The sequence below is a fragment of the Streptomyces sp. MUSC 14 genome, assembly GCF_001866675.1.
Lineage (GTDB): Bacteria > Actinomycetota > Actinomycetes > Streptomycetales > Streptomycetaceae > Streptomyces.
In genome coordinates this window covers 76,468-101,065 of sequence record NZ_MLYN01000028.1, presented here as the reverse complement: position 1 = coordinate 101,065, position 24,598 = coordinate 76,468, and the positions used below count along the sequence as shown (strand labels likewise).

Below are 24,598 nucleotides of genomic sequence, written 5' to 3'. Positions count from 1 at the left end.
GATCGCAGATCGCAGATCGCAGACAATCACCTCCGCCTCGCCCCCACCGAGCGCCTCAATCGCCTTACCGCCGCCGCCCATTCGGCGCCGGGGGCTCGGATCTCCGCGGTGGGGCCGGGTCCCGGGGCGGCGGAGGTGGGGACGGTCGACCAGAGGGCGACTTCCGTATCCCGTGGACCGTATGCGGTATACGGTCCACCGTCGCCGAAGATCCGCACCGGGTGGGACGCATCCCAGGCCTGCCAGCCCGGGTCCCCGGTCGTCGCGAAGCGTACCCAGGCCGTGTGCATCTGCGTGCACAGGTCGGGCGGGGCGTCTTCTCCGGCAAGTTTTCTGGATTCGGGGGCGGCGCCGGTGTCGAAGACGAAGCCCAGTTCCAGGGCGTGGCAGGCGCCGAGGTCGGGGAGGCCGGAGGGCCAGGCGAACTCGTAGAGGTACGAGGTGCCGGGGCGGGCGTCGGCGAGGCGGTGCAGTGGGACGCGCAGCAGGTGGTCGGTGACCATCTGGCCGACGATCTCGGCGGTGCCGGCGTCGGGGTTCAGGGCGCGGTAGCCGCGGGGCACCTCGTGGCCGGCGTGGCAGCGGGCCATGGCGCCGGCGAGGGCGACGGGCCCGAGCCGGTCGATCCGTTCCAGCAGGCCGCCGGGGACGAGCCACAGCCGGTACTCGTCGCGTGTCCAGCCCGTGAGGAGGTCGACGCCGCGGGCCGCGTCGCCGTCGATGAGCGACTCCAGCGGGTCGCGGGGTACGAGGTCGCCGTCCACCACGATGCCGAAGGCGGGTCCGCCGAGGACCGGGCTGCTGAGCCGGCCGACCTCGGCCTGGGTGCGCAGCAGCAGTTCGCGGTCGACGGCGGCGAAGGCTTCGGCGGTGGCGGGGATCTTCAGCCGGTTGGCCATGCGGCGCACCATGCGCCGTACCTTGTCGCGGTCGAGGACCTCGGGCGGGCCGCTCTGCAGGACCGCCCGCCGGACGAGGCCCTGGCTCTGGGGGGCGGCGAGCAGGGCGCCGGCGCTGATGGCGCCGGCCGACTGGCCGCACAGGGTGATCCGGTCCGGGTCGCCGCCGAACGCGCCGATCGTGTCGTGGACCCAGCGCAGTGCGGCGAGTTGGTCGCGCAGGCCGGGGTTGGGCGGTGCGTCGGGGAAGAGGCCGTAACCTTCCACGCCCAGGCGGTAGTTGACGGAGACGCAGACGACGCCGTCGCGGGCGAAGGCGGTGCCGTCGTAGACGGGTACGGCGGAGGATCCTCTGGTCAGGGCGCCGCCGTGGAGCCAGAGCAGGACGGGGAGGCGGGCGCCGGGGTCCGGGTCGGGGGTCCAGACGTTGAGGTTGAGGCAGTCGTCGCCGGGGATCTCGGGGTCGGACAGGTATGGGGCGAAGGCCTCGGAGTACGGCGGTTTCGGCGCGGTGGGTCCGAAGGCGCCGGCGTCGCGCACGCCGTCCCAGGGTTCGGGCGGCTCGGGTGGGCGGAAGCGCCGGGGGCCGAAGGGCGGGGCGGCGTAGGGGATGCCCCGGAACACGGCGACGTCGTGTTCGTACCGGCCGCGTACGTTCCCGTACGCCGTACTGACCTCGGGGTTCGTCCGGTCTGCCGTCATCGCCCACCAGTCCTTCGCCGCGCACTCGTGCACCGTGCAACATCAGAGCACCACAGGCGCGTCCGGTATTCCGGTGCACGGGCGCGCGGGAGGGCCGTTCGAGCTACTCGAGCACGGAGTGTGACTCTGTTGCTACTTGATGTGCATCAGGGTGCCGAAGTCGAGCTGGTCGCAGCCGCCGCCGGTCGAGCCGGAGTCTCCGCCGCCCTCGGGGGCGACGAAGTCGTCGTGCATGGCGGAGATGTACTGCAGGTGGCGCAGGGGACGCTCCGGCCGGTGTTGTACTCGGCGACGTACTGGGCTGCCTTCACGAAGCGGCGGTCGCCTTGGGAGTCGAGGTCGTCGCCCTGGTTCCAGGCCATTTCGCAGACGGCGCCCATCTGGCCCATGCCCTTGACGGTGTGGCCCTGGCCGCGGCCGGATTCCTGCCACTGGCCGAGGGCGGAGCCGTCGCTGTCGGTGCAGAGGTGCGGCACCGCGTGCTCGATGGAGCCGTCGCCCGCGCCGGACTTGAAGTAGGTGACGGCCTGGTCGTACGTGGCAGCGTCGTCGTTGAGGATGCCGATGGCCAGGACGGAGGCCATGTGGCACAGGTCCCAGTCGGCCCAGTAATTGGTGATGCAGGCGTCGTTGTGGCCGGTGAGGAACTGGTTGTTGAGCGGGCAGAAGACGTTGGTCATCATCTCCTGGAATGCGGCGAGGTCGAACGGGCTGTGGTCCCGCATGACTTCGGCGGCGTCAGCGAGCTCCCGGCCACAGATGCCGGCGGCGAGGCGAGACGGCTGGTACGTCCTGCCGTTCGCCGAGGGCGGCACCGGCTTCGCGCGTCGCGTACACGTGTCCCGCTCCCGGCGTCCGACCGGCCCCTACGAGCCGGCGCCATGACCGCGGTCCCCGTGGTGGACCTGGTCGACGCCTCCTTCACTGCGGACTTCGCCGACCTCTGGCTCGACTGCGCTCCGGAGTGAGTGGCCGTCCCCCCGGCCGTCCCGGCATCGACTCGACAATGTTCGGAGTTTCGAAAGTGTCGGCTGCCGCCATCCCATGAATTCCCATGACTTCACGTCGTGTTGACGCACACCTATCTCAGGAAGCGTTTTCTGCACGGTCGGTGAGCAGGCCGCGGAAGCAGCGTCGGTCGCGACTTTCGAGGCCCGAAGGCGGGCCGGAGAGGCGGTTTCCTGTGCTCCGTGCGGGGAGCGCCAGCCGGTCCGGCGCGGCAGCACTGCCGCGCCGCTCGCCGTACGGCCAACTATCTGATGCGGCACGCCCGTTCGGGGGCAGGCCGGTGACCACGCCGGCGTCGAGATCGTTTCTCCGGCATGAAACCCACCCTGCGCCCCGCGGTCTTCCTCGCGGTGACCGCCGTCGCCCTCGTCGCCGCCTACGGCACGGCCCACGCCGCCTGCCGCACGCTCGCCCCCGGACAGCACCGCGCCGCCGTCACCACCCCCGGCGGCGAGCACGATCCGAAGAAAGACGTCGAACTCGACGAGAACGGCCGCCCCGACCTGGGCGAGGACTGAACCGGCCGGTGCACGGAGAGGCCGGACCGGACCGGCCCGGCCTGGCCTCGGCGAGGACCGGTGTGGCGCGGCGCCAGTCGGGCGGCTCCCGGGCGCTCAGTTCTCCCAGACCTCCTTGTGGTCGTTTCTGCCGCCGACCAGGGCCTCGATCGCGTCCACGGCGCTGCCGTCGTGGTCGCTGCCGGCCGTGCCCCTGCCGGCCTGGATGTTCGCGGTCCGGTCGACTTCGAGCCAGGAGTCGGCGTGGGAGTTGTCGATCACGGTGATCAGGCTGTCGGACGCGGCCGCGGGCGCCGCACCGACGGCGGCCACCGCGGCGGCGAGGACCACAGCACGCCCGAGCCGGACCACGGCACCGCTCACACGCCCACGCCCTCGGCGGTGCGCCGCTCGGGTGCGATGTTGCGCTCCAGCAGGCTGGTGGAGGCCTTCACGCCGATACCGCTCGCCGGATCCACCTCGGGCAGCCGGCCGTCGGCCGCCTTCAGGTCGCCGAGTGCGCAGTCCATCGCCTCGTGCGCCGCGAACAGGCACGGGGTGCTGTAGATCGCCACGTCCACGCCGAGATCGGTCAGTTCGCCGAGGGAGAGGCGGGGCGACTTGCCGCCGGCGATCTGGTTGAACAGCAGCGGCTTGTCCCCCACGACCGTACGGATGCGCTGGATCCATTCGATGCTGCGCACCCCGTCGACGAGGACGACATCGGCGTCGGTGGCGGCCAGCCGCTCGGCACGGTGCAGGATGTCGTGCTCGTCGGTGGCGTCCGTCCGGGCGACGACGACCAGGTCCTTGCGGGCCTTGAGGATCCTGTTCAGCTTCTCCAGGTACTCCTCCAGCGGCAGCACCTGCTTGCCGTCGGCGTGCCCGCAGCGACGGGGCCGTTTCTGGTCCTCCAGGATCACCCCGGAGGCTCCGATGCGCTCCAGCCCCTCGACGACGTGACACGCGACCTCGGGGTCGACGTAACCGTCGTCGATGTCCACCAGCAGGTGGTGGTGCGGGAACGCACCCCTCAGCCGCTGCACGAAGGCCACCATGTCGGGCCAGGCGATGAAACCGATGTCCGGCAGCCCGTAGTACGACGCCGCGAATCCGAAGCCCGAGACGAACATTCCGTCGTAGTGCTTGGCCGCGATGGACGCCGAGTACATGTCGTACACGCCGATCAGGGGTGTGGTCCCGGGCCCGGCGATGCGCTCGCGCAGCTGGTTTCCGTAGGTCAAGGTCCGGCTCCTTCTGTGGGTGGGTGACGCGGAGCGATCGGGCTGCACGTTCGATGCTCTTTGCCAAAACGAAAGCATCTCTAGATACTCACATGACCATCCATGTATGCGAGCTTTACTCACCCCAATGGTGGAGTCGATTCACCGCAGAAACGTTGCTCACAGGGTGCCCGCTCGGGCTCGTCTTCCGTGTGGGTGGCCGATTTCTTCAAGACCGGGCGGGCAGCGTCTTTCTACGGTGGATTCATGACCGCACGATTCGCCGTGATCGGGCTGGTGGCCTCCGACCTGGCCGCCTCGCTCGCCTTCTACCGCCGCCTCGGACTCGCCTTCCCGCCCGGGGCCGAGGAACAGCCGCATGTCGAGGCCGAGTTGCCCGGCGGGCTGGTGCTCGCGCTGGACACCGAGGAGACCGTCCGTTCCTTCCACCCGGGCTGGCGGCCTCCCCAGGGCGGCGGGCGCGTCGGGCTCGCCTTCCGCTGTGACTCCCCCGCCGAGGTCGACGCCGTGTACACGGACCTCGTCGGCGCCGGACACCACGGGGAACTGAAGCCGTGGGACGCCTTCTGGGGGCAGCGTTACGCCACCGTGCACGACCCCGACGGCAACGGCGTCGACCTGTTCGCCCCGCTATCCGCCGCCGAGCAGCTCCCCTAGCGGCCGGCCCGTCAACTCGCGCACTTCGCGGGCGAGATGAGACTGGTCCGCGTAGCCCGCACGGATCGCCGTCTCGACGTACGGCAGCCCGGAGCGGGCCAGCGCCAGCGCGCGGTGCAGACGCAGGATCCGGGCCAGGGTCTTGGGTCCGTAGCCGAACGCGTTCATGCTTCTGCGGTGCAGCGTGCGGGCGGCGAGGCCGAGTTCGGCGGCCGTCGCAGCCACCGGGCGGCCCTCGTCCAGGCGCTCCACCAGCCGGCGCAGCAACGGGTCGGGGGCTTCCGTCCGCGCGGCCGCGGCCAGGGCGATCTCCTCCAGCGCCGTCGCCGCGGCGGGCGCCGCCTCGATGCCCTCGCACAGCCGGCGGACCCGGGCGGCGGGCCAAAGGTCCGCCAACTCCACGCGCAGGTTGCGCAGTTCGTACGCGGGTACGCCGAGGAGGGTGGGCGCGGTGCCGGGAAAGAAGCGGATGCCCGCCCAGGCACGGCCCGGACCCTCGGGGGCGTAGGGGCGGGTGTCGGGTCCCGCGACCAGCAGCCGCCCTTCGCTCCACAGCAGGTCCATGCAGCCGTCGGGGAGCACCGCCCCCTTCCTGGATCTGCTCGGGGTGTGCGTCCAGACGACGGCTCCGGTCAGCCGGGAGGCCCGCTCCGCGTACACACGGCCAGCCTACGTCGCCCACGCCGCCCGGCCGGGGGTCGGGCACCGGGTGCAGCCCCCGTGGGGGCGCAAGCTCCGACAGCGGCGGTGACGGTGGCGGTCAGCTCGGTTGTCCGGCTCCGGCGCGCGCGGCCACAGAGGTGCGTATGCCGGTGGCTTCGTCGCCGGGGGCACCGAGCAGCGGGAGGCCGTGGCGGGTGCGGAACCGGCGTGCGTAGGCGGCGGTGGCCACGGCCGTCACGGCCAGCAGGGACAGGGACACGACGCGCGTGAGCAGGGGCACCGTGTCCGTGGGCAGGGTGGCGGCGGCGAGGGTGCCGAGGCCGCCGTCGAGCAGTTGCTCGGCGCCCCAGGCCAGGGTGAGCACGCGCAGGGCCCGGCGGAACTCGGCGGAACCCTCCCAGAATCCGGCCCGCGCCCGGGCCGTCGGCCCCCGGTGCAGCCGCTGCCCCAGCTGAAAGGCGAGCGGCCTGCGGGTGAAGCCGGTGCCGAGCACCCAGATGCCGACCACGAGGGACAGCGCCGCGTCCTTGAACAGCAGGACCCGGGGTCCGCCGCCGAGCAGGGTCACCGACGCGGCGGCGCTCAGGAGCACCGTGAAGAACAGGTCCACCCCGTCGATCCGGCGATGCCGGACCGCGCCGTACAGCAGACGCAGCGCGGGAGGCGCTCCGCTGAGCAGCAGCGCCGGAGCCTGACCGGCACCGAGAGCGCGGGCGGCGTAGAAGACGACGAGCGGCAGGACGATGTCGACAGCAGTTGCGAGGAGCGGGCCGTAGCCCGTGCCACCTGCTCGCGTCCCCGGCTTCGGCCCAGTCGTCGGTCCGGTCGGCGGCCCAGTCGCCGCCTCGGTCCCCCGCTCGGTTCCCGGCTCGGACGCCGTGTCCGTCGCCGTGCCGGTTTCCGGCTGTCGTGCGTGCCGCGTCATGTATGCCATGTCCCGCACCTCCGCCCTCTCGTCCGCTTCCCCGCCGGCCCGAAAGCCGATCGCCGACCTGCGGAAAACGCTAGGCCCGAGGCGGTACCGGGCGGATCGGAGCAGGGGTGGAGAGGCGGGTGGAGATCACCAGCACGCCGCCCCTTAAGGGACCCTCCGTTCAAGGAGCCCTCGGTCCAAGGGCCCCTCGGTTCACGAGACGCTCGGCGCCGCTCGGAGGCCAACTGCCGCAGCGGCCCGCCCCGCCCGGTGCTCCTGGGGGCTCACGCCGTAGACGCGCTTGAAGGCGGTGGAGAGGGCGAACGCGCTGCCGTAGCCGATCCGGCGGGCGATCGTCTCCAGGGTGAGGTCGGTGTCGCGCAGGCGGTCGGCGGCGAGGGCGAGCCGCCATCCGGTCAGGTAGGCCATCGGGGGTTCGCACACGAGGCCGCTGAAGCGGCGGGCGAGGGCCGCGCGGGACACCCCGGCCTCGGCGGCGAGCGCGGCCACCGTCCACGGGTGCGCCGGGTCGTCCTGGAGCAGGCGCAGCGCGCGGCCGACGACCGGGTCGGCCAGCGCCCGTTACCAGGCGGGCGCGGCCGCCTCCGGGCGGGAGAACCAGACCCGTAGCGCGCTGATGAGCAGCAGGTCCAGCAGCCGGTCCAGGACGACCTCCTGGCCCGGTTCGTCGCGGACGATCTCCTCCGCGAGCAGGGGCGTGAGCGGGCAGTCCCACACGTCGGCCGGCAGGGTCAGCAGAGGCGGCAGGGCGTCGAGGAGACGGTTGTGGATCTCGCCGCGCATCGGGTAGGTGCCGATGAGCATGACCGTGGCGGCGTCGGGGCGGTCGCCCCAGGTGCGGACCCCGAGGTCCATGGATCCGTTCAGGGAGGTGCCGTCGGGGTGGCGGCACTCGCCGCCGGGCAGGATGAGCGCCTGCGGGGCGGTGCCGGGCGCGTCGCCGGCGGTGTACGGGTCCGGGCCGCGCGTGACCGCGAGGTCTCCGGGGCCGAGCCGCACCGGCACGCCGTCCGCGTCCGGGACGATCCAGCAGGTGCCGCGTGCCATGAGCATCACCGTCAGCGGTGCCTCGTCCTCCACGCGGACAGCCCACGGCGGGTCGAAGCACGCCCGGATCATGAAGGCGCCACGCGCGCGTGGGCCGTCCAGCAGGCCTGCGAGTGCGTCCATGAAGGCAGCGTAGACGCCCGCTTATGGCAGCGAGCGGATCGGCGATGTTCCCGTGCGGGGCACGGCAGTTGACTGGGGGGCATGACCCAGAACACGGAACACACGAAGGTGTCGACGGTCGTCGTGACGGGGGCGTCCGGCCGTACGGGGAGCCGGGTCGCGGCGGCGGCGCGGGCGGCCGGCCTGACGGTCCGTGCCGCCACACGCGCGCGTGGCTTCGACTGGCGGGACCGGTCGACCTGGGAGGCCGCACTGCGTGGCGCCGACGCGGCCTATCTGGTGCACCCGCTGGACGTGGGCGCGCCGGACGCCCCCGAGGCGGTCGGCGGGCTCGCGCGCGAGGCGGTGCGGCTGGGGGTACGGCGGCTGGTGCTGCTGTCCGCGCGGGGCGAGGAGCGGGCCCGGCCGACGGAGCGGGCGCTCGCGGAGTCCGGGGCCGAGTGGACGGTCGTGCGGGCCGCGTGGTTCGCCCAGGACTTCAGCGAGGGGCCGCTCGTCGAGGAGATTCGGGCGGCCGCAGAACTGGTGTTCCCGGGCGGAGCGGTGCGGGAGCCGTTCGTCGACGTGCGGGACGTCGCGGACGTGGCGGTGGCGGCGCTCACCGGCGGCGAGCGGTACGTACGACGCACGGTGGAGGTGTCCGGGCCGCGGCTGCTGAGCTTCGGCGAGGCGATCGCGGAGATCGCGGCGGCGACGGGCCGGGAACTGGCGTACCGGGCGGTATCGGCCCGCGACTACGGCGAGCGGATGGCCGCGTTCGGGCTTCCGCCCGAGGAGGTGGAGTTCCTGGTCGAGCTGTTCGCCTCCCTGCTCGACGGCCACAACGCCCACCTGTCCGACGGCGTACGGCAGGTGCTGGGCCGCGAGCCGCGGGACTTCGGTGACGTCGTACGGGAGGCCGCGGCGGACGGAGTGTGGAAGCCCTGAGCGGCTGGGGGCCATCGCACGCCCCTGCTCGTCTCCCCCTCTTCGTCCCTGCCTGCCTGCTCTCCGGCGCACCCGTCACTGCCCCTGCGACGGCGCACTCCCCGGGCCGGGCCCATGCCCATGCCCTTGGCCCTGACCCTGACCCTGAGCATGGCCCTGACCCTGTCCCTGTCCCTGTCCCTTGTGCGGGTCACCGCTCCCGTTGTGCGCGTGGTGGTGGTGCGGGTTCTTGGCGTGGGTGCGCAGGCGGGCCGTGACGTCCTCCGGGGGGAGGAAGCGGGACCAGCGCTCGGGGAACTCGGAGGGCATCTCGGGGTCGTCGGGGTCGGTCTCGCGGGCCGCCGACGCCCAGGCGACGTACTCGGCGACCTGGGCCTCGCGGACGCGCTCGTTCGCCTCGCGGGCGGCGGCCGTGGCGGCGGCGGGCCAGACCCGGTCGATCGCCGCGTTCACGGCCGCGCCGACGAGGACGGCGAAGGCCGACACGCCGATCCACAACAGGACGGCGACGGACGCCGCGAGGGAGCCGTAGATGGTGGCGCCCTCGATGGTGTGCACGAGGTAGATGCGCAGCAGGAAGCTGCCGAGGACCCACATGGCCAGGGCGACGAGGGCGCCGGGGACGTCCTCGATCCACGGCGAGCGGACGGGCACGGACACGTGGTACAGGGTCGTCAGGAAGGCGATGGACAGGAGGATGACGACGGGCCAGTACAGGACCTGCACCAGCGTCTCCGACCAGGGCACCACCCGTACGACGGCGTCCGGGCCCGCCACCATCAGCGGCAGTGCCACCGAGCCGATCAGCAGCGCCACGATGAACAGCAGGAACGACATCATCCGGGTCTTGACGATGCCCCGGACGCCGTCGAGGCCGTACATGACGGTGATGGTGTCGATGAAGACGTTCACCGCGCGGGATCCGGACCACAGGGCGAAGACGAAGCCGATGGAGATGACGTCGGGGCGGCCGCCCTTCATCACGTCGTGCAGTATCGGCTGGGTGATGTCCTTGACGCCCTTGTCGGACAGGACCGTCCGCGAGGCGTCGAGGATGTTGGTCTCCAGGCTCTGGATGCTGTGGGCGCCGGTCCAGGTGTCGACGTAGGCGAGCAGCCCGATGAGGCACAGCAGAAGGGGCGGCACGGACAGCAGCGTGAAGAACGCGGCCTCGGCGGCGAGGCCCAGGATGCGGTACTCCATGCAGGAGTTGACGGTGTCCTTGAGCAGCAGCCAGGCGGTCCTGCGCTTGGAGACGTTCCGGTAGAGGGCTCTGGCCCGGTGGAGGCGACCGGCGGGCCGCGTGGGGGGTTCACTTGCTGGCTGCACGAGCCAACGGTATCCGCAGCACCGGACCCGCCTCACCTTCCGGCCCGGTCGGCTCCGCTCCACGGCCCCATTGATCGCCTTCTGTCCCCCTGGTACCCGCCGCTGTGCCACGCTGGAGGCCACCACCAGCACCGTCCCGGATAGGTTCGCGATCATGGCAGGCACCTCCACCCACACCGTGACGAACCAGCCGCCCCCGCTGGCCGGATACGACCTGTTCACCGCGGACCGGGCGCTCGTGGCGGCCGTCGAGCGCCACACCGGTCCGGACGTGCTGGACGAGGTGCGCGAGGAGCTGTCCGTGCTGGGCCGTGCCGCCGGCTCGGCGCAGGTGCAGGAGTGGGGAGTGCGGGCGAACGAGAATCCGCCCCGGCTGCGCACCCATGACCGGTACGGCCACCGGATCGACGAGGTCGACTTCGACCCGGCCTGGCACCGGCTGCTGGGCAAGGGGGTCGGGGCGGGGCTGACGGCGGCCTGGACGCGGCCCGCCGGGCACGTGCGCCGGGCGGCCGGGTTCCTGGTCTGGACCCAGGTCGAGGCGGGCAACTGCTGCCCGCTGTCGATGACCCACGCGGCCGTGCCCGCGCTGCGGGCCGACCCGGAGCTGGCGGCGCAGTGGGTGCCGCGGCTGACGTCGACGGTCTACGACCGCGAGCTGCGGCCCGCCGAGCGGAAACCCGGCGCCCTCTTCGGCATGGCCATGACGGAGAAGCAGGGCGGCAGCGACGTACGGGCGAACACCACCGAGGCCCGGCCCCTCGCCGAGGCCGGGACGTACACGCTGACCGGGCACAAGTGGTTCTGCTCGGCGCCGATGTCCGACGGCTTCCTGGTGCTCGCGCAGGCCCCCGGCGGGCTGACCTGCTTCCTCGTGCCCCGGGTCCTCGCGGACGGCACCCGTAACGTGTTCCTGCTCCAGCGGCTGAAGGACAAGCTGGGCAACCGGTCCAACGCCTCCGCCGAGGTCGAGTTCGACGGGACGTGGGCGCGGCGGGTCGGCGAGGAGGGGCGCGGGGTGCGGACCATCATCGACATGGTCGCCGCGACCCGGCTGGACTGCGCGCTCGGTTCGGCGGGGCTGATGCGGCAGGCGGTGGCGCAGGCCGTGCACCACTGCGCGCACCGGGAGGCGTTCGGCGCCGCGCTGATCGACCAGCCGCTGATGCGCAACGTCCTGGCCGACCTCGCTCTGGAGTCCGAGGCCGCGACCACGCTGGCGCTGCGGCTGGCGGCCGCCCACGACGACGGGAGCGAGCAGGAGCGCGCCTTCCTGCGGCTCGCGGTGCCGGCCGCCAAGTACTGGATCACCAAGCGCTGTACGCCCGTCGCGGTGGAGGCCGCGGAGTGCCTGGGCGGCAACGGCTACGTCGAGGAGTCCGGGCTGCCCCGGCTGGTCCGGGAGTCGCCGCTGAACTCCGTCTGGGAGGGCGCGGGAAACGTCCAGGCGCTGGACGTGCTCCGGGCGCTGCAGCGCGAGCCGGGTGCGCTGGACGCCTGTCTGACCGAGATCGGCCGCGCCCATGGCGCCGACCACCGGCTCGACCGGGCGGTGAAGGACCTGTTCACCGAACTCGCCGACCTGGACCGCATCGAGGCCCGCGCGCGTCGCCTGGTGGAGCGTCTCGCGCTGGTCCTCCAGGGCTCGCTGCTGGTCCGCCACGCCCCGCCGGAGGTCGCCGACGCCTTCTGCGCCTCGCGCCTGGGCGGCGACCACGGAGCGAGCTTCGGCACCCTGCCGGCGGGCCTGGATCTGACGGCGATCGTGGAACGAGCACGCCCTGTGCCGTGAAACGCCGCTTGCCCCGCCGAACCCGGCACCCCCGTGGGCGTTTTCGGCCAGGTCTCCGGAGGGACGGGGTGGTGCTGCGCCGACACGGCACCACCCCGGGGGGTCAAGTCTCGGCCACCTTCGACGGGTTCACCAGGGTTGCAAGGGGTTGCAACTTGTCGGCCCACGTGTGCGGAGTATGTGCCTCCGCCATAGGCCTCGCGGCAGTATGGGGGAGCACAGCCGGGCCGGAAACCGCCGTCGGTACGGCTTTACACGGACGTTCGAAGACCTTTCCGGGCCCGGTCGGGCCCTTTCCCCGGGAGGACCCCAGTGGTGAACCCGCCGATGAACGTGGCGCGCCTGGCCGCCGTGGACGCGGCGCAGGCGGCGCGCGTACTGAACGAGGTGCGCGAGGCCACGCTCGCCGGTCAGCGTGCGCGGATCGCGCCGCGGCCGGTGATCGAGCAGTCCTGGGGGCGCATGCTGCGCAGCGGCGTGGACCCCGACCACGACTTCCGCTCGGGGCTGCTGCCGTCGGACGAAGTGCGGCGCCGGCGCGAGGAGTCGCCGCTGCGGCACGTGCTGCCGGTGCTGCGCGAGGGTCTGCTTTCGGTCGCGGACGTCGCCCAGCACATCATGGTCGTCGCGGACGCGGAGGGACGGGTGCTGTGGCGGGAGGGTGCCCCGCCGGTGCTGCGCAAGGCGGACGGCCTCGGTTTTGAACTCGGCGCGGACTGGCGGGAAGACGTCGTCGGCACGAACGGCGTGGGCACTCCGGCGGTGGTGCGCCGGCCCGTCCAGGTCTTCGCCGCCGAGCACTTCGTACGGTCCCACGCCTCCTGGACGTGTACGGGCGCGCCGATCACCGACCCCCGGGACGGCCGGCTGATCGGTGTCGTGGACGTCAGCGGCCCGCTGGAGACGATGCATCCGGCGACGCTGGCCTGGGTGGACTCGGTGGCCAAGCTGGCCGAGGCGCGGCTGCGGGAACTGCATCTGGAGTCGCTGGAGCGGCTGCGGTCGGTGGCGGCTCCGCTGCTGGCCCGGCTGGACGGCCGGGCGCTGGTGGTGGACCGGGACGGCTGGTCGGCGGCGGTGTCCGGGATGCCGTACGTACGGCGGGTGGCGCTGCCCAAGTCGCTCTCGCCGGGCCTGCGGTGGCTGCCCTCGCTGGGTTCGTGCGCGGTGGAGCCGCTGGCCGGGGGCTGGCTGCTGCGGGCGGCGGACGAGCCGGCGGCCACGGCGACCCGGCTCGTGCTGGATCTGGCCAGGCCCTGGCGCAGCACGCTGACGGTGAGCGGTGCCGCCGGGTCCTGGTCGCGTGAACTCAGTCCTCGGCACGCGGAGTTGATCTACCTGCTCGCCGAGCACCGCTCCGGCCGGGGTGCGGCGGCGCTCGCCGGGGACCTGTTCGGGGATCCCTCACGCACCGTGACGGTGCGTGCCGAGATGTCGCGGGTCCGGCGGTACCTCGGGGAACTTCTCCAGCATCGGCCGTATCGTTTCCGCGAGGACGTGGAATCGACGGTACTGCTCCCCGACGACCCACGTGACCTGCTACTTTCTTCGACGGCACCGGCGATCTCGCGTCGCCGGACGACTCCGGGAGGCATGCCGCCCGCCGCCTCCTGACGATGTCCTGGGCGCAATTGCGGGGTCTTCGCCCTGCGCGGGCCGTTACTGCCGTAGCATCCTGTCAGGGCCTCCCCGACTGCGCCAGGCGTCAACATACGGACCACCAGGCACAGTTGGCCCGCCTCGGCCCGCACAGGGCCACCCAGGCACCTCGGAGGCGAAGGAGCCCTGAAAGAGGGGACGAGATGAAGCATCGCGGCAGACACCGCCGGCGCAGACGCGGCGCCGCGCTGCGCGCGGTCCTGGCCGGGACCGCGCTGGCGCTCACCGCGGCCGCGACCCTGATCAGCGCCTCCCAGGCGGATGTCACCGACAGCCCCGGCGCGCTCAAGCCGCTCTCCTCCCCCGCCGACACCGGCCGGCTGCAGCTGCGGGAACAGCTCGTCCCCGACCGCACGCTGGACCGGCTGGCCACGGCGATGGGCAACCCGGTCGGCGTGGCCGACGTCCTCGCGGGCGCCGACCGCACCATGAACCAGTCCGCCGACTGCTCCTCCGCCGACCGCTCCTCCCTGCCCGTCGCCCCGGACGTCGCCCGCGCCTACTGCTGGGACCCGGCGGACGCCGCGAGCGCCTGGCGGCCGGCGTCGGTGACCACCTCCGGGGACGCCGACGACGACGGCGTCTGGGGCACGCACCGGGTGGTCCTCGCGGGCTGGACCCACAGCACCACCGCCGGCCCCGCCGCCGAGCGGGGCCTCGCCCGGGTCGCCTTCGTGAACGCCGACGACCCCGCCCGCCTCTCCTACAGCTGGGTGCTGCTGGTGGTGCCGGCCGACGGTGGCCGGAACTACCGGGGCCTGGCCTCCGGGATCTCCGGCATGGTCTGGTACCAGGACAAGCTGCTGGTCACCGCCAGGAGCGGCGGCGCCGACGCGCTCTACGTCTACGACCTCGACCGCATCCAGCGCACCGATGTCGACGGGCCGGCGATCGGCCGGGTGCCGGGCGGCTGGTCCGCGGACGGCTATCAGTACGTGATGCCCGCGGTCGGCTCCTACCGCTTCACCGCCGGCCGCTGCACCGCCGACGGGCCGCCCTGCACCGGCGCGCTCGCCCTGGACCGGAGCACGGCGCCCGACAGCCTGGTCGCCGCGGAGTGGACGGCGCCCGGCGGCGACCGCCCGGCCCGGCTGTGGCGGTACGCCTTCAGCACCGATCCCGGGCGCGGCGGGCTGCTCGCCACGGACACCGCGGGCCGGGTGAACGCGGTGGAGGAGTACCGGACCCGGGCGGCAGGGATCCGGGGCGTGCTGTCGTACCGGGAGCCCGGAGCGACCCATCCGTCCTGGTATGTGGGACGCCTGCCCGGTTCCCGGGACGGACACGGCGGACTGTGGCGGCAGGACCTCACGGGCGCGAAGGCGGCGCAGTGCGGGTCGGACGCCTCACACCGCTGCTGGGCCGAGGACGCGGGCTCGCTGTCGTACTGGCAGGAGACCGGCGAGGTCTGGTCGCTGTCGAACCGGATGCTCTTCGCCCTGCCGCTGGCCGAGCTGGACCGCTCACCGGACTGAGCCCCTCTCCCCTCGGACCGCACGCGGGCAGCACGCGGGGTGACCAGGGCGATCGACAGATCCGCGGCGGGATGATTCCCTGGCCCGCATGAGCAGCGTCCCCGTCACCACCTGGTCACTGGAGCAGACGTCCCCGGCTGATCTCCTGAGCGCCGCCGCGCCGGAGGGCGACGACGTCCGGATCGTCCGCGCCGAGGCCCCCTCCCCCGAGTTCAGCCGCTTCCTGTACGCCTCGGTCGGCGGCGACATCCGCTGGACCGACCGGCTGAGCTGGCCGTACGCCGCGTGGCAGGAGTACCTGGCGCGGCCCGGCGTGGAGACCTGGGTGGCCTACGACCGCGGTACGCCCGCCGGTTACGTGGAGCTGGAGGCGCAGGACGAGGGCGTGGTGGAGATCGTCTACTTCGGACTGGTCCCCGCCTTCCGCGGCCGGCGCATCGGCGGTCATCTGCTGTCGTACGGCACGGCCCGCGCCTGGGACCTGGCGGAGCGGTGGCCGGGGCGGGCGCCGACGAAGCGGGTGTGGCTGCACACGTGCAGCAAGGACGGCGAGTTCGCCATGGCCAACTACCAGCGGCGGGGCTTCACGCTGTTCGACACGAGGGTCGAGCCGGAGCCGGAGGTGGCGACGCCAGGTCCGTGGCCGGGGGCGTACCCCGCCTGAGCCCGTCAAGCCCGCCCGGCGACCCGTACCGCGCCCCGTGCCCCCGCATACCCGGCGCGACCTGCCGGGACAAGCCTTCGGCGGCGCATGTGAGCGACAACACCCTTGTTCCGTATTTCGAGACAAGGATGTCCGCATGATGGATAAAGCTGGACTGTGTCCAGATCGCCGTGACACGCTTCCGTCATGTCTGGAACTGGAATTGCCTTGGTGAGTCGGCGGCACGTCGACCTCGGCCGCATGTCCAGCGCCATCTGTCCGGCGAGCTGAGCCCACCAGCACCGCCGCCCCTCCCCGCACCTGATCTCTGCCGCGCGACGCTGCGCGAGCATGCCCGCATGCGTGCCCACGCGCAGGTCAGAGCCCCCTTCCCGCCTGTCCCGAAGGACGTAGAACCATGGCCGCCACCCCACCGAACCCCGCCGCCTCCGCGCCCCGCCGCAAGGTGAGCCGTCACCGCGGTGAGGGTCAGTGGGCCGCGGGGCACTTCACCCCGCTCAACGGCAACGAGCAGGTGAAGAAGGACGACGACGGTCTCAATGTGCGGACACGCATTGAGACGATCTACTCCAAACGCGGTTTCGACTCGATCGACCCCAGCGACCTGCGCGGCCGGATGCGCTGGTGGGGCCTCTACACCCAGCGCAAGCCCGGGATCGACGGCGGCAAGACCGCGGTGCTGGAGCCGGAGGAGCTGGACGACAGCTACTTCATGATGCGGGTGCGCATCGACGGCGGCGCCCTCACCACGCGGCAGCTGCGTGTGATCGGCGAGATCTCGCAGGAGTTCGCGCGCGGCACCGCCGACATCACCGACCGGCAGAACGTCCAGTACCACTGGATCCAGGTCGAGGACGTGCCCGAGATCTGGCAGCGGCTGGAGGCCGTGGGCCTGTCCACCGTGACCGCCTGCGGTGACACCCCGCGCGTGATGATCGGCTCCCCGGTGGCGGGCATCGCCGAGGACGAGATCATCGACGCCACCCCGGCGCTGGAGGAGATGAAGCGCCGGGTGCTGAACAACCCGGCGTACTCGAACCTCCCCCGCAAGTTCAAGACCGCCATCTCGGGCTCGCCGCTGATGGACGTCGTGCACGAGATCAACGACGTGGCCTTCGTCGGCGTACGCCACCCCGAGCACGGCCCCGGCTTCGACGTGTGGGTCGGCGGCGGCCTGTCCACCAACCCCAGGCTGGGCGTGCGGCTCGGCGCCTGGGTGCCGCTGGAGGAGGTCGCGGACGTCCACGAGGGCGTCGTCTCGATCTTCCGCGACTACGGCTACCGCCGGCTCCGCAACCGCGCCCGGCTGAAGTTCCTCGTCGCGGACTGGGGCGCGGAGAAGTTCCGTCAGGTGCTGGAGGACGAGTACCTGGGCGGACGCAAGCTGATCGACGGACCCGCCCCCGAGCAGCCGGCGCAGCAGTGGCGCGACCACATCGGCGTGCACCGGCAGAAGGACGGCCGGTTCTACGTCGGTTTCGCCCCGCGAGTCGGCCGGGTCGACGGCGCCACGCTGACGAAGATCGCCGACCTCGCCGAGGCGCACGGCTCCGGGCGGGTCCGCACCACGGTCGAGCAGAAGATGATCGTCCTCGACGTCGAGGAGGACAAGGTCGAGTCGCTGGTCGAGGGGCTGGACGCGCTGGACCTCACCGCGCGCCCGTCGTCCTTCCGGCGCGGCACCATGGCCTGCACCGGCATCGAGTTCTGCAAGCTCGCGATCGTCGAGACCAAGCAGCGCGGCTCGACCCTGATCGACGAACTGGAGCGCCGTCTCCCGGACTTCGACGAGCCGCTCACCATCAACCTCAACGGCTGCCCGAACGCCTGCGCCCGCATCCAGGTCGCGGACATCGGTCTCAAGGGCCAGCTGGTCCTGAACGACCGGGGCGAGCAGGTCGAGGGCTACCAGGTGCACCTCGGCGGCGCCCTCGGTCTGGAGGCCGGCTTCGGCCGCAAGGTGCGCGGCCTGAAGGTCACCGCGGAGGAACTGCCCGAGTACATCGAGCGGGTGCTGAAGCGCTTCCAGGCCGAGCGTGCGGACGGCGAGCGGTTCGCCGCCTGGGCCGCCCGTGCCTCCGAGGAGGCCCTGTCATGAGTGAGCGCGCCGCGCCTTTCTACTGCCCCTACTGCGGTGACGAGGACCTGCGTCCGCACGAGGAGGGCCACGGCGCCTGGGAATGCGGGGCGTGCAACCGCGCATTCCAGCTGAAGTTCCTCGGGCTGCTGGCCCGGGGGCTGAAGCGAGCCGACAACGGAGGGGACGACCGGATATGACGACGGCTCAGGAACAGCGGACCAATGACGAGTTGAAGGCGCTCGCCGAACAGGCGGGCCGGGACCTGGAGGACGCCTCCGCACTGGAGATCCTCCAGTGGGCGGTGGACACCTTCGGATCCGGCTTCTGCGTCACCTCGTCCATGGAGGACGCGGTGGTCACCCATCTCGCCTCCCGGGTACGGAAGGGCGAGGCCGCCGTGGACGTCGTCTTCCTGGACACCGGCTACCACTTCGAGGAGACGATCGGCACCCGGGACGCCGTCGAGGCCGTGATGGACGTCAACGTCATCACGCTCACCCCGAGGCAGACGGTGGCCGAGCAGGACGCCGAGTACGGGCCGAAGCTGCACGACCGCGACCCCGACCTGTGCTGCAAGCTGCGCAAGGTGCAGCCGCTGGAAGAGGGCCTGAAGGGCTACCGGGCCTGGGCGACGGGCCTGCGCCGCGACGAGTCCCCGACCCGGGCGAACACCCCGGTGGTCGGCTGGGACGAGAAGCGGCAGAAGGTCAAGGTCTCCCCGATCGCCCGCTGGACGCAGGACGACGTGGACGCCTACGTCGCCGAACACGGCGTCCTCACCAACCCGTTGCTGATGGACGGCTACGCCTCCATCGGCTGCGCCCCCTGCACCCGCCGGGTCCTCGCGGGCGAGGACGCGCGAGCCGGCCGCTGGGCGGGCCGCGCCAAGACCGAGTGCGGACTGCACGGATGACGAACGACTCGAACGACTCGACCCAGGAGAACCACGTGACGACCGGAGCCACCGTCTGGCTCACGGGTCTGCCGAGCGCCGGCAAGACCACCATCGCGTACGAGCTGGCCGGCCGGCTGCGCGGCGAGGGCCACCGCGTCGAGGTGCTCGACGGCGACGAGATCCGCGAGTTCGTCTCGGCCGGCCTCGGCTTCAGCCGCGAGGACCGGCACACCAACGTGCAGCGCATCGGCTTCGTCGCCGAACTCCTCGCCCGCAACGGCGTCACGGCGCTGGTGCCGGTGATCGCACCGTACGCGGACAGCCGGGAAGCGGTACGCAAGCGGCACACGGAGAACGGGACGTCGTACCTGGAGATCCACGTGGCGACCCCGGTCGACGTGTGCAGCGTCCGCGATGTGAAGGGGCTGTACGCCAAGCAGGCCGCGGGCGAACTGACCGGGCTCACCGGGGTCGACGACCCGTACGAGGAGCCCGAGACCCCGGATCTGCGGATCGAGTCGCAGAACCAGACCGTGCAGGAGTCCGCCGCGTCGGTGTACGCCCTGCTGAGCGAGAGGGGACTGCTGTGAGCGACGCGCGCGCGGCCACTCAGCCGCAGCCGACGACGATGGCCGCACCTCTGCGCCGCGCGGGCGGAGACGGGGGTGCCCCCGGACGGAGTCTGGGGGAGAACGAAAGGGGCGCAGCATGACCACGGTCGCCACGGTGAAGGACGGTACGGGCAGCCCGTACGCCCTCTCCCACCTGGACGCCCTGGAGTCCGAGGCCGTCCACATCTTCCGCGAGGTGGCGGGCGAGTTCGAGAACCCGGTGATCCTGTTCTCCGGGGGCAAGGACTCCATCGTCATGCTGCACCTGGCGCTGAAGGCGTTCGCGCCGGCCGCGGTGCCGTTCTCGCTGTTGCATGTGGACACCGGACACAACTTCCCCGAGGTCCTTGAGTACCGGGACCGTGTGGTGGCCGCCCATGGGCTGCGCCTCCATGTGGCCTTGGTCCAGGACTACATCGACCGGGGTGTGTTGAAGGAACGTCCCGACGGCACCCGTAACCCGCTGCAGACGCTGCCGCTGACGGAGAAGATCCAGAGCGAGAAGTTCGACGCGGTGTTCGGCGGCGGACGCCGGGACGAGGAGAAGGCCCGCGCCAAGGAGCGGGTGTTCTCGCTGCGCGACGAGTTCTCCCAGTGGGACCCGCGCCGCCAGCGCCCCGAGCTGTGGAATCTTTACAACGGCCGGCACGCGCCGGGTGAGCACGTCCGGGTGTTCCCGCTGTCCAACTGGACCGAGCTGGACGTGTGGCAGTACATCGCCCGTGAGGGCATCGAGCTGCCGCAGATCTACTTCGCGCACGAGCGCGAGGTGTTCGCGCGGTCCGGCATGTGGCTGACCGCCGGTGAGTGGGGCGGCCCGAAGGACGGCGAGAAGGCCGAGAAGCGGCTCGTGCGCTACCGGACCGTCGGTGACATGTCCTGCACGGGCGCCGTCGACTCCGACGCGACGACGCTGGACGCCGTGATCGCCGAGATCGCCGCCTCCCGGCTCACCGAGCGGGGCGCGACCCGCGCCGACGACAAGCTGTCCGAGGCCGCGATGGAAGACCGCAAGCGCGAGGGGTACTTCTAGCCATGAGCACGACGACGACCGAGGTTCTCCCGTCCACCACCCTGCTGCGGTTCGCCACCGCCGGCTCCGTCGACGACGGCAAGTCGACCCTGGTCGGGCGGCTGCTGCACGACTCCAAGTCGGTCCTGGCCGACCAGCTGGAGGCCGTCGAGCGCGTCTCCGCGAGCCGTGGCCAGGACGCGCCGGACCTCGCCCTCCTCACCGACGGTCTGCGCGCCGAGCGGGAGCAGGGCATCACGATCGACGTGGCGTACCGCTACTTCGCCACGCCCCGGCGCCGGTTCATCCTCGCCGACACCCCCGGCCATGTGCAGTACACCCGGAACATGGTCACCGGTGCCTCCACGGCCGAGCTGACGGTGGTCCTGGTCGACGCCCGCAACGGCGTGGTCGAGCAGACCCGCCGGCACGCGGCCATCGCCGCGCTGCTGCGGGTGCCGCACGTGGTCCTCGCGGTCAACAAGATGGACCTCGTCGGCTACGAGGAGAGGGTGTTCGCGGCGATCGCCGAGGAGTTCACGGCGTACGCGACCGAGCTGGGCGTCCCCGAGGTCACCGCGATCCCGATCTCGGCGCTCGCCGGAGACAACGTGGTGGAGCCGTCCGCGAACATGGACTGGTACGGCGGCCCGACCGTCCTGGAGCACCTGGAGACCGTGCCGGTCAGCCATGACCTGGCGCACTGCCACGCGCGGCTGCCCGTGCAGTACGTGATCCGGCCGCAGACCGCCGAGCACCCGGACTACCGCGGCTACGCGGGCCAGATCGCGGCCGGCACCTTCCGGGTCGGCGAGCAGGTCACGATCCTGCCGTCCGGCCGGACCACGACGATCTCCGGGATCGACCTGCTGGGCGAGCCGGTCGACGTGGCGTGGACGGCGCAGTCGGTGACGCTGCTGCTCCAGGACGACGTCGACGTCTCGCGCGGTGACCTGATCGTGCCGACCAAGGACGCGCCCGCCACCACCCAGGACGTGGAGGCGACCGTCTGCCATGTGGCCGACGCCCCGCTGACCGTGGGGCACCGGGTGCTGCTCAAGCACGGCACCCGCACGGTCAAGGCGATCGTGAAGGACATCCCGTCCCGGCTCACGCTGGACGACCTGTCCCTGCACCCGCACCCGGGCCGGCTCGTCGCCAACGACATCGGCCGGGTGAAGATCCGTACCGCGGAGCCGCTGCCGGTCGACTCCTACGCCGACTCGCGCCGCACCGGTTCCTTCATCCTGATCGACCCGGCCGACGGCACCACGCTGACGGCGGGCATGGTCGGCGAGTCGTTCGCGGCCCCGGACCCGGTCAAGGACCGGGCCGACGAGGACGGCTGGGACTTCTGACCATGAACTCCCCGGACTTCTACTCGACGTTCGCGAAGGAGGGCGGCCGCATCGGCAGCGGCGCCCTCGGCAGCGGGCAGGGCGGGGTGGCCCGATGTGTGCGCTGACGTACGCGCACCGCATGCGCGCCCTCACCCCCCACCGCCGTAGACGAAGACCTGCCGACCTCCCGGCCACGACCTGAGAGACCGTGACCGCCGGGCCTCCGAGAGGAACACCTCCCGTGCCTGCAACAACCGCCTTCCGCCGCAGTCTCGCGGTGATAGCCACGCTGCCTCTGCTCACCCTCGCCGCCTGCGGATACGGATCCCAGGCCAAGACCGACGACACCGCCAAGGTCGCCGCCGGCGCGAAGAAGATCGACGGACTGGGCTCCGTCCGGATCGGCTACTTCGGGAACCTGACGCACGGCACCGCACTGGTCGCCCGCCAGCAGGGCATCTTCCAGAAGGAACTGGGGGCCACCAAGGCGGACTACGCGCTCTTCAACGCCGGTCCGTCCGAGATCGAGGCGCTGAACTCCGGGTCCATCGACATCGGCTGGATCGGCCCCTCCCCCGCGATCAACGGGTACACCAAGTCCGACGGCAAGAGCCTGAAGATCATCGGCGGTTCGGCGTCCGGCGGGGTGAAGCTGGTGGTCAACCCGAAGAAGATCACGTCCCTCAAGGACGTCAGGGGCAAGAAGATCGCCACCCCGCAGCTGGGCAACACGCAGGACGTCGCGTTCCTCAACTGGATCGCGGAGCAGGGCTGGAAGGTCGACGCGCAGAGCGGCAAGGGTGACGTGTCGGTCGTGCGCACCGACAACAAGGTGACCCCGGACGCCTTCGCGAACGGCTCGATCGACGGCGCCTGGGTGCCGGAGCCGACCGCGTCGAAGCTGGTCGCCGAGGGCGGCAAGGTCCTGCTGGACGAGTCGTCGCTGTGGCCGGACAAGAAGTTCGTGATCACGAACATCATCGTGCGGCAGTCGTTCCTGAAAGAGCACCCGAAGGCGGTCGAGGCGGTGCTGAAGGCCTCGGTCGAGGCCAACAAGTGGATCAACGCCAACCCCGCGGCGGCGAAGGCCGCGGCGAACAAGCAGCTGGCGGCGGACTCCGGCAAGGCACTGCCCGCGAACGTCCTGGACCCGGCGTGGACGTCGATCCGGTTCACCGACGACCCGCTGGCCGCCACCCTCGACACCGAGGCACAGCACGCGGTGCAGGCCGGTCTGCTCCAGCAGCCCGACCTGAAGGGCATCTACGACCTCACGATCCTGAACAAGGTCCTCAAGGCCGAGGGCGCGAGCACGGTCGACGCCGCCGGCCTCGGCACGAGCTGACGCAGGTCTCGACCAGTCCCCAGGAGGTGACGACCATGGCCACGACCTTCGCCAAGGCCGCCGAAACGACCCAGTACGCCGCACGCCTCGACCATGTCTCGAAGTCCTTCGCGACTCCGGGCGGGCAGCAGCTCGTCCTGGACGACATCAGCCTCGATGTCGCTCCGGGCGAGTTCGTCACCCTCCTGGGGGCCTCGGGCTGCGGCAAGTCCACGCTGCTGAACCTGGTGGCGGGGCTCGACCGGCCCTCCGCCGGCGCCATCACGACGGACGGGCGCCCCGCCCTGATGTTCCAGGAACACGCCCTGTTCCCGTGGCTGACCGCGGGCAAGAACATCGAACTCGCCCTGAAACTGCGGGGAGTTGCCAAGCCGGAGCGGCGCGAGCGGGCCGAGGAGCTGCTCGCCCTGGTCCGGCTGAAGGGCGCGCACGGCAAGCGCGTCCACGAGCTGTCGGGCGGCATGCGGCAGCGGGCCGCGCTGGCCCGCGCGCTCGCCCAGGAGAGCAGCCTGCTGCTGATGGACGAGCCGTTCTCGGCGCTGGACGCCATCACCCGGGACGTGCTGCACGACGAGCTGACCCGGATCTGGGCGGAGACGGGCGTGTCCGTGCTGTTCGTCACGCACAACGTGCGCGAGGCGGTGCGGCTCGCCCAGCGGGTCGTGCTGCTGTCCTCGCGGCCGGGCCGGATCGCGCGCGAGTGGCGCGTGGACATCCCGCAGCCACGGCGCATCGAGGACGCCCCCGTCGCCGAACTGTCCCTTGAGATCACCGACGTACTGCGGGGGGAGATCCGCCGTCATGGCCAGCACTGAGACGACACCGGCGCAGGACGCGCCGGGCCAGGACGCCGGGAGCGTCGAGGCCGGCCTCGACGCACTGGAGACCACCACCACCGGCCGCCCGCCGCTGCGGCAGACGTTCCTCAACAAGATCCTCCCGCCGATCGTCGCGATCGCGGTGGTCCTCGCGGCATGGGCACTGCTCTACCCGGTCGTCGACAACCCGACCAAGCTGCCCTCCCCGGCCGCCGTCGGCAGCGCGTTCAAGGAGGCCTGGCTCCAGGGCACGCTCCTCGGCTACATCTGGACGTCCGTCTCACGCGGCCTGCTCGGCTTCGCCCTCGCCCTGCTCATCGGCACCCCGCTGGGACTGCTGGTCGCCCGGGCGAAGTTCGTGCGCGCCGCCATCGGCCCGATCCTGTCCGGTCTGCAGTCGCTGCCGTCGGTGGCATGGGTCCCACCGGCCGTGATCTGGCTCGGCCTGAACAACTCGATGATGTACGCCGTGATCCTGCTCGGCGCGGTCCCTTCGATCGCCAACGGTCTGGTGTCCGGCGTCGACCAGGTGCCACCGCTGTTCCTGCGGGCCGGCCGCACGCTGGGCGCGACGGGTCTCAAGGGCATCTGGCACGTGACGCTGCCCGCCGCCATGCCCGGCTACGTGGCGGGGCTCAAGCAGGGCTGGGCGTTCTCGTGGCGCTCACTGATGGCCGCCGAGATCATCGCGTCCTTCCCCGACCTGGGCGTGGGCCTCGGCCAGCTGCTGGAGAACGGCCGCAACGCCAGCGACATGGCCATGGTGTTCGAGGCCATCCTGCTCATCCTCTTCGTCGGCGTCGCGATCGACCTGCTGATCTTCAGCCCGCTGGAGCGGTGGGTACTGCGCAGCCGCGGTCTGCTGGTGAAGGGCTGA

Annotated in this window: 23 protein-coding genes and 2 pseudogenes; 17 read left to right on the top strand and 8 right to left on the bottom strand. The window is 71.9% G+C overall.

The genetic code is table 11. The features are described 5' to 3' along the window. Positions 1-26: 26 nt before the first annotated feature. Together BIV25_RS19105 and BIV25_RS19100 are read right to left on the bottom strand one after the other, a co-directional pair. Positions 27-1,601: a carboxylesterase/lipase family protein gene (locus BIV25_RS19105; protein WP_071373552.1), complete on the bottom strand. Its 1,575-nt coding sequence runs from the start codon at positions 1,599-1,601 to the stop codon at positions 27-29. Between the two features lie 132 nt (positions 1,602-1,733). Further along, a pseudogene (locus tag BIV25_RS19100) lies at positions 1,734-2,374 on the bottom strand (alginate lyase family protein); the annotation flags it as partial. Positions 2,375-2,923: 549 nt separating this feature from the next. On the opposite strand from BIV25_RS19100, the gene BIV25_RS19095 reads away from it, so the two are divergent. Beyond that, positions 2,924-3,127: a hypothetical protein gene (locus BIV25_RS19095; protein ID WP_071373550.1), complete on the top strand. Its 204-nt coding sequence runs from the start codon at positions 2,924-2,926 to the stop codon at positions 3,125-3,127. 96 nt (positions 3,128-3,223) lie between these two features. Here BIV25_RS19095 and BIV25_RS19090 read toward each other — a convergent pair whose 3' ends face one another. Next, positions 3,224-3,490 carry a hypothetical protein gene (locus BIV25_RS19090; RefSeq protein ID WP_177235330.1) on the bottom strand — a complete coding sequence of 89 codons (267 nt, stop codon included), beginning with the start codon at positions 3,488-3,490 and terminating at the stop codon, positions 3,224-3,226. Continuing rightward, a complete protein-coding gene (locus BIV25_RS19085) occupies positions 3,487-4,350 on the bottom strand; it encodes an oxaloacetate decarboxylase (RefSeq protein WP_071373549.1) in 864 nt (287 codons plus the stop codon). The genes BIV25_RS19090 and BIV25_RS19085 overlap by 4 nt, the downstream gene beginning before the upstream one ends. 246 nt (positions 4,351-4,596) lie before the next feature. On the opposite strand from BIV25_RS19085, the gene BIV25_RS19080 reads away from it, so the two are divergent. Beyond that, positions 4,597-5,007, top strand: a complete 411-nt coding sequence (locus tag BIV25_RS19080) for a VOC family protein (protein WP_071373548.1) — start codon at positions 4,597-4,599, stop codon at positions 5,005-5,007. Here the strand turns inward: BIV25_RS19080 and BIV25_RS19075 are convergent. The 3 genes and pseudogenes from BIV25_RS19075 to BIV25_RS19065 form a co-directional block, all read right to left on the bottom strand. After that, the gene (locus BIV25_RS19075) at positions 4,981-5,667 is read right to left on the bottom strand and encodes an AraC family transcriptional regulator (protein WP_079176725.1); all 687 of its coding nucleotides are present in this window, start codon (positions 5,665-5,667) and stop codon (positions 4,981-4,983) included. The two genes, BIV25_RS19080 and BIV25_RS19075, sit on opposite strands and share 27 nt — an antisense overlap. Positions 5,668-5,767: 100 nt before the next feature. Next, positions 5,768-6,604, bottom strand: coding sequence for a VC0807 family protein (locus BIV25_RS19070; protein ID WP_256255919.1), 837 nt, complete (start codon positions 6,602-6,604; stop codon positions 5,768-5,770). 192 nt (positions 6,605-6,796) lie between these two features. Next, positions 6,797-7,774 (bottom strand): annotated as a pseudogene (locus BIV25_RS19065) (AraC family transcriptional regulator). A gap of 81 nt (positions 7,775-7,855) precedes the next feature. On the opposite strand from BIV25_RS19065, the gene BIV25_RS19060 reads away from it, so the two are divergent. Beyond that, positions 7,856-8,701 (top strand): NmrA family transcriptional regulator, encoded by an 846-nt coding sequence (locus tag BIV25_RS19060; protein ID WP_071373547.1) that lies wholly within the window; start codon positions 7,856-7,858, stop codon positions 8,699-8,701. Between the two features lie 75 nt (positions 8,702-8,776). Here BIV25_RS19060 and BIV25_RS19055 read toward each other — a convergent pair whose 3' ends face one another. Further along, positions 8,777-10,030 carry a YihY/virulence factor BrkB family protein gene (locus tag BIV25_RS19055; protein ID WP_177235329.1) on the bottom strand — a complete coding sequence of 418 codons (1,254 nt, stop codon included), beginning with the start codon at positions 10,028-10,030 and terminating at the stop codon, positions 8,777-8,779. A gap of 154 nt (positions 10,031-10,184) precedes the next feature. Here BIV25_RS19055 and BIV25_RS19050 point away from each other — a divergent pair, with 154 nt between their 5' ends. From BIV25_RS19050 to BIV25_RS18990, 14 genes are all read left to right on the top strand, one after another. Continuing rightward, positions 10,185-11,822 carry an acyl-CoA dehydrogenase family protein gene (locus BIV25_RS19050; protein WP_071373546.1) on the top strand — a complete coding sequence of 546 codons (1,638 nt, stop codon included), beginning with the start codon at positions 10,185-10,187 and terminating at the stop codon, positions 11,820-11,822. A gap of 327 nt (positions 11,823-12,149) precedes the next feature. After that, positions 12,150-13,436, top strand: coding sequence for a GAF domain-containing protein (locus tag BIV25_RS19045; protein WP_177235328.1), 1,287 nt, complete (start codon positions 12,150-12,152; stop codon positions 13,434-13,436). A gap of 188 nt (positions 13,437-13,624) precedes the next feature. Further along, on the top strand, positions 13,625-14,956 hold the full coding sequence (locus BIV25_RS19040) for a hypothetical protein (protein ID WP_071373544.1): 1,332 nt from the start codon (positions 13,625-13,627) through the stop codon (positions 14,954-14,956). 88 nt (positions 14,957-15,044) lie between these two features. Continuing rightward, positions 15,045-15,620, top strand: coding sequence for a GNAT family N-acetyltransferase (locus BIV25_RS19035; RefSeq protein WP_071373543.1), 576 nt, complete (start codon positions 15,045-15,047; stop codon positions 15,618-15,620). A 186-nt stretch (positions 15,621-15,806) separates the two neighbouring features. Continuing rightward, positions 15,807-15,890: a putative leader peptide gene (locus BIV25_RS54385; protein ID WP_309486338.1), complete on the top strand. Its 84-nt coding sequence runs from the start codon at positions 15,807-15,809 to the stop codon at positions 15,888-15,890. A gap of 127 nt (positions 15,891-16,017) precedes the next feature. Continuing rightward, entirely contained in the window at positions 16,018-17,718 is a 1,701-nt protein-coding gene (locus BIV25_RS19030) for a nitrite/sulfite reductase (RefSeq protein ID WP_071373542.1), read from the top strand. Beyond that, positions 17,715-17,897 (top strand): hypothetical protein, encoded by a 183-nt coding sequence (locus tag BIV25_RS19025; protein ID WP_071373541.1) that lies wholly within the window; start codon positions 17,715-17,717, stop codon positions 17,895-17,897. Before BIV25_RS19030 ends, BIV25_RS19025 begins: the two co-directional genes overlap by 4 nt. Next, on the top strand, positions 17,894-18,613 hold the full coding sequence (locus BIV25_RS19020) for a phosphoadenylyl-sulfate reductase (RefSeq protein WP_071373540.1): 720 nt from the start codon (positions 17,894-17,896) through the stop codon (positions 18,611-18,613). Before BIV25_RS19025 ends, BIV25_RS19020 begins: the two co-directional genes overlap by 4 nt. Next, positions 18,610-19,185 (top strand): adenylyl-sulfate kinase, encoded by a 576-nt coding sequence (cysC, locus tag BIV25_RS19015; protein WP_079176724.1) that lies wholly within the window; start codon positions 18,610-18,612, stop codon positions 19,183-19,185. Before BIV25_RS19020 ends, cysC begins: the two co-directional genes overlap by 4 nt. A gap of 118 nt (positions 19,186-19,303) precedes the next feature. Beyond that, positions 19,304-20,239 (top strand): sulfate adenylyltransferase subunit CysD, encoded by a 936-nt coding sequence (gene cysD, locus BIV25_RS19010; RefSeq protein WP_071373539.1) that lies wholly within the window; start codon positions 19,304-19,306, stop codon positions 20,237-20,239. Between the two features lie 2 nt (positions 20,240-20,241). Beyond that, positions 20,242-21,576: a sulfate adenylyltransferase subunit 1 gene (locus tag BIV25_RS19005; RefSeq protein WP_071373538.1), complete on the top strand. Its 1,335-nt coding sequence runs from the start codon at positions 20,242-20,244 to the stop codon at positions 21,574-21,576. Positions 21,577-21,799: 223 nt separating this feature from the next. Beyond that, positions 21,800-22,903, top strand: a complete 1,104-nt coding sequence (locus BIV25_RS19000; protein ID WP_071373537.1) for an ABC transporter substrate-binding protein — start codon at positions 21,800-21,802, stop codon at positions 22,901-22,903. 35 nt (positions 22,904-22,938) lie between these two features. Beyond that, entirely contained in the window at positions 22,939-23,718 is a 780-nt protein-coding gene (locus BIV25_RS18995; RefSeq protein WP_071373536.1) for an ABC transporter ATP-binding protein, read from the top strand. Continuing rightward, complete coding sequence (locus BIV25_RS18990; RefSeq protein WP_071373535.1) at positions 23,705-24,598, top strand: ABC transporter permease; 894 nt, start codon at positions 23,705-23,707, stop codon at positions 24,596-24,598. The genes BIV25_RS18995 and BIV25_RS18990 overlap by 14 nt, the downstream gene beginning before the upstream one ends.

What these genes read in the sequence shown, in the direction of transcription:
- BIV25_RS19050 (WP_071373546.1), top strand. Translation starts at nt 10,185, where the DNA reads ATGGCAGGCACCTCCACCCACACCGTGACGAACCAGCCGCCCCCGCTG.
- BIV25_RS19060 (WP_071373547.1), top strand. Translation starts at nt 7,856, where the DNA reads ATGACCCAGAACACGGAACACACGAAGGTGTCGACGGTCGTCGTGACG.
- BIV25_RS19080 (WP_071373548.1), top strand. Translation starts at nt 4,597, where the DNA reads ATGACCGCACGATTCGCCGTGATCGGGCTGGTGGCCTCCGACCTGGCC.
- BIV25_RS19020 (WP_071373540.1), top strand. Translation starts at nt 17,894, where the DNA reads ATGACGACGGCTCAGGAACAGCGGACCAATGACGAGTTGAAGGCGCTC.
- BIV25_RS19095 (WP_071373550.1), top strand. Translation starts at nt 2,924, where the DNA reads ATGAAACCCACCCTGCGCCCCGCGGTCTTCCTCGCGGTGACCGCCGTC.
- BIV25_RS18995 (WP_071373536.1), top strand. Translation starts at nt 22,939, where the DNA reads ATGGCCACGACCTTCGCCAAGGCCGCCGAAACGACCCAGTACGCCGCA.
- BIV25_RS18990 (WP_071373535.1), top strand. Translation starts at nt 23,705, where the DNA reads ATGGCCAGCACTGAGACGACACCGGCGCAGGACGCGCCGGGCCAGGAC.
- cysC (WP_079176724.1), top strand. Translation starts at nt 18,610, where the DNA reads ATGACGAACGACTCGAACGACTCGACCCAGGAGAACCACGTGACGACC.
- BIV25_RS19105 (WP_071373552.1), bottom strand. Translation starts at nt 1,601, where the DNA reads ATGACGGCAGACCGGACGAACCCCGAGGTCAGTACGGCGTACGGGAAC.
- BIV25_RS19005 (WP_071373538.1), top strand. Translation starts at nt 20,242, where the DNA reads ATGAGCACGACGACGACCGAGGTTCTCCCGTCCACCACCCTGCTGCGG.
- BIV25_RS19040 (WP_071373544.1), top strand. Translation starts at nt 13,625, where the DNA reads ATGAAGCATCGCGGCAGACACCGCCGGCGCAGACGCGGCGCCGCGCTG.
- BIV25_RS19025 (WP_071373541.1), top strand. Translation starts at nt 17,715, where the DNA reads ATGAGTGAGCGCGCCGCGCCTTTCTACTGCCCCTACTGCGGTGACGAG.
- BIV25_RS54385 (WP_309486338.1), top strand. Translation starts at nt 15,807, where the DNA reads ATGTCTGGAACTGGAATTGCCTTGGTGAGTCGGCGGCACGTCGACCTC.
- BIV25_RS19070 (WP_256255919.1), bottom strand. Translation starts at nt 6,604, where the DNA reads ATGGCATACATGACGCGGCACGCACGACAGCCGGAAACCGGCACGGCG.
- cysD (WP_071373539.1), top strand. Translation starts at nt 19,304, where the DNA reads ATGACCACGGTCGCCACGGTGAAGGACGGTACGGGCAGCCCGTACGCC.
- BIV25_RS19045 (WP_177235328.1), top strand. Translation starts at nt 12,150, where the DNA reads ATGAACGTGGCGCGCCTGGCCGCCGTGGACGCGGCGCAGGCGGCGCGC.
- BIV25_RS19035 (WP_071373543.1), top strand. Translation starts at nt 15,045, where the DNA reads ATGAGCAGCGTCCCCGTCACCACCTGGTCACTGGAGCAGACGTCCCCG.
- BIV25_RS19030 (WP_071373542.1), top strand. Translation starts at nt 16,018, where the DNA reads ATGGCCGCCACCCCACCGAACCCCGCCGCCTCCGCGCCCCGCCGCAAG.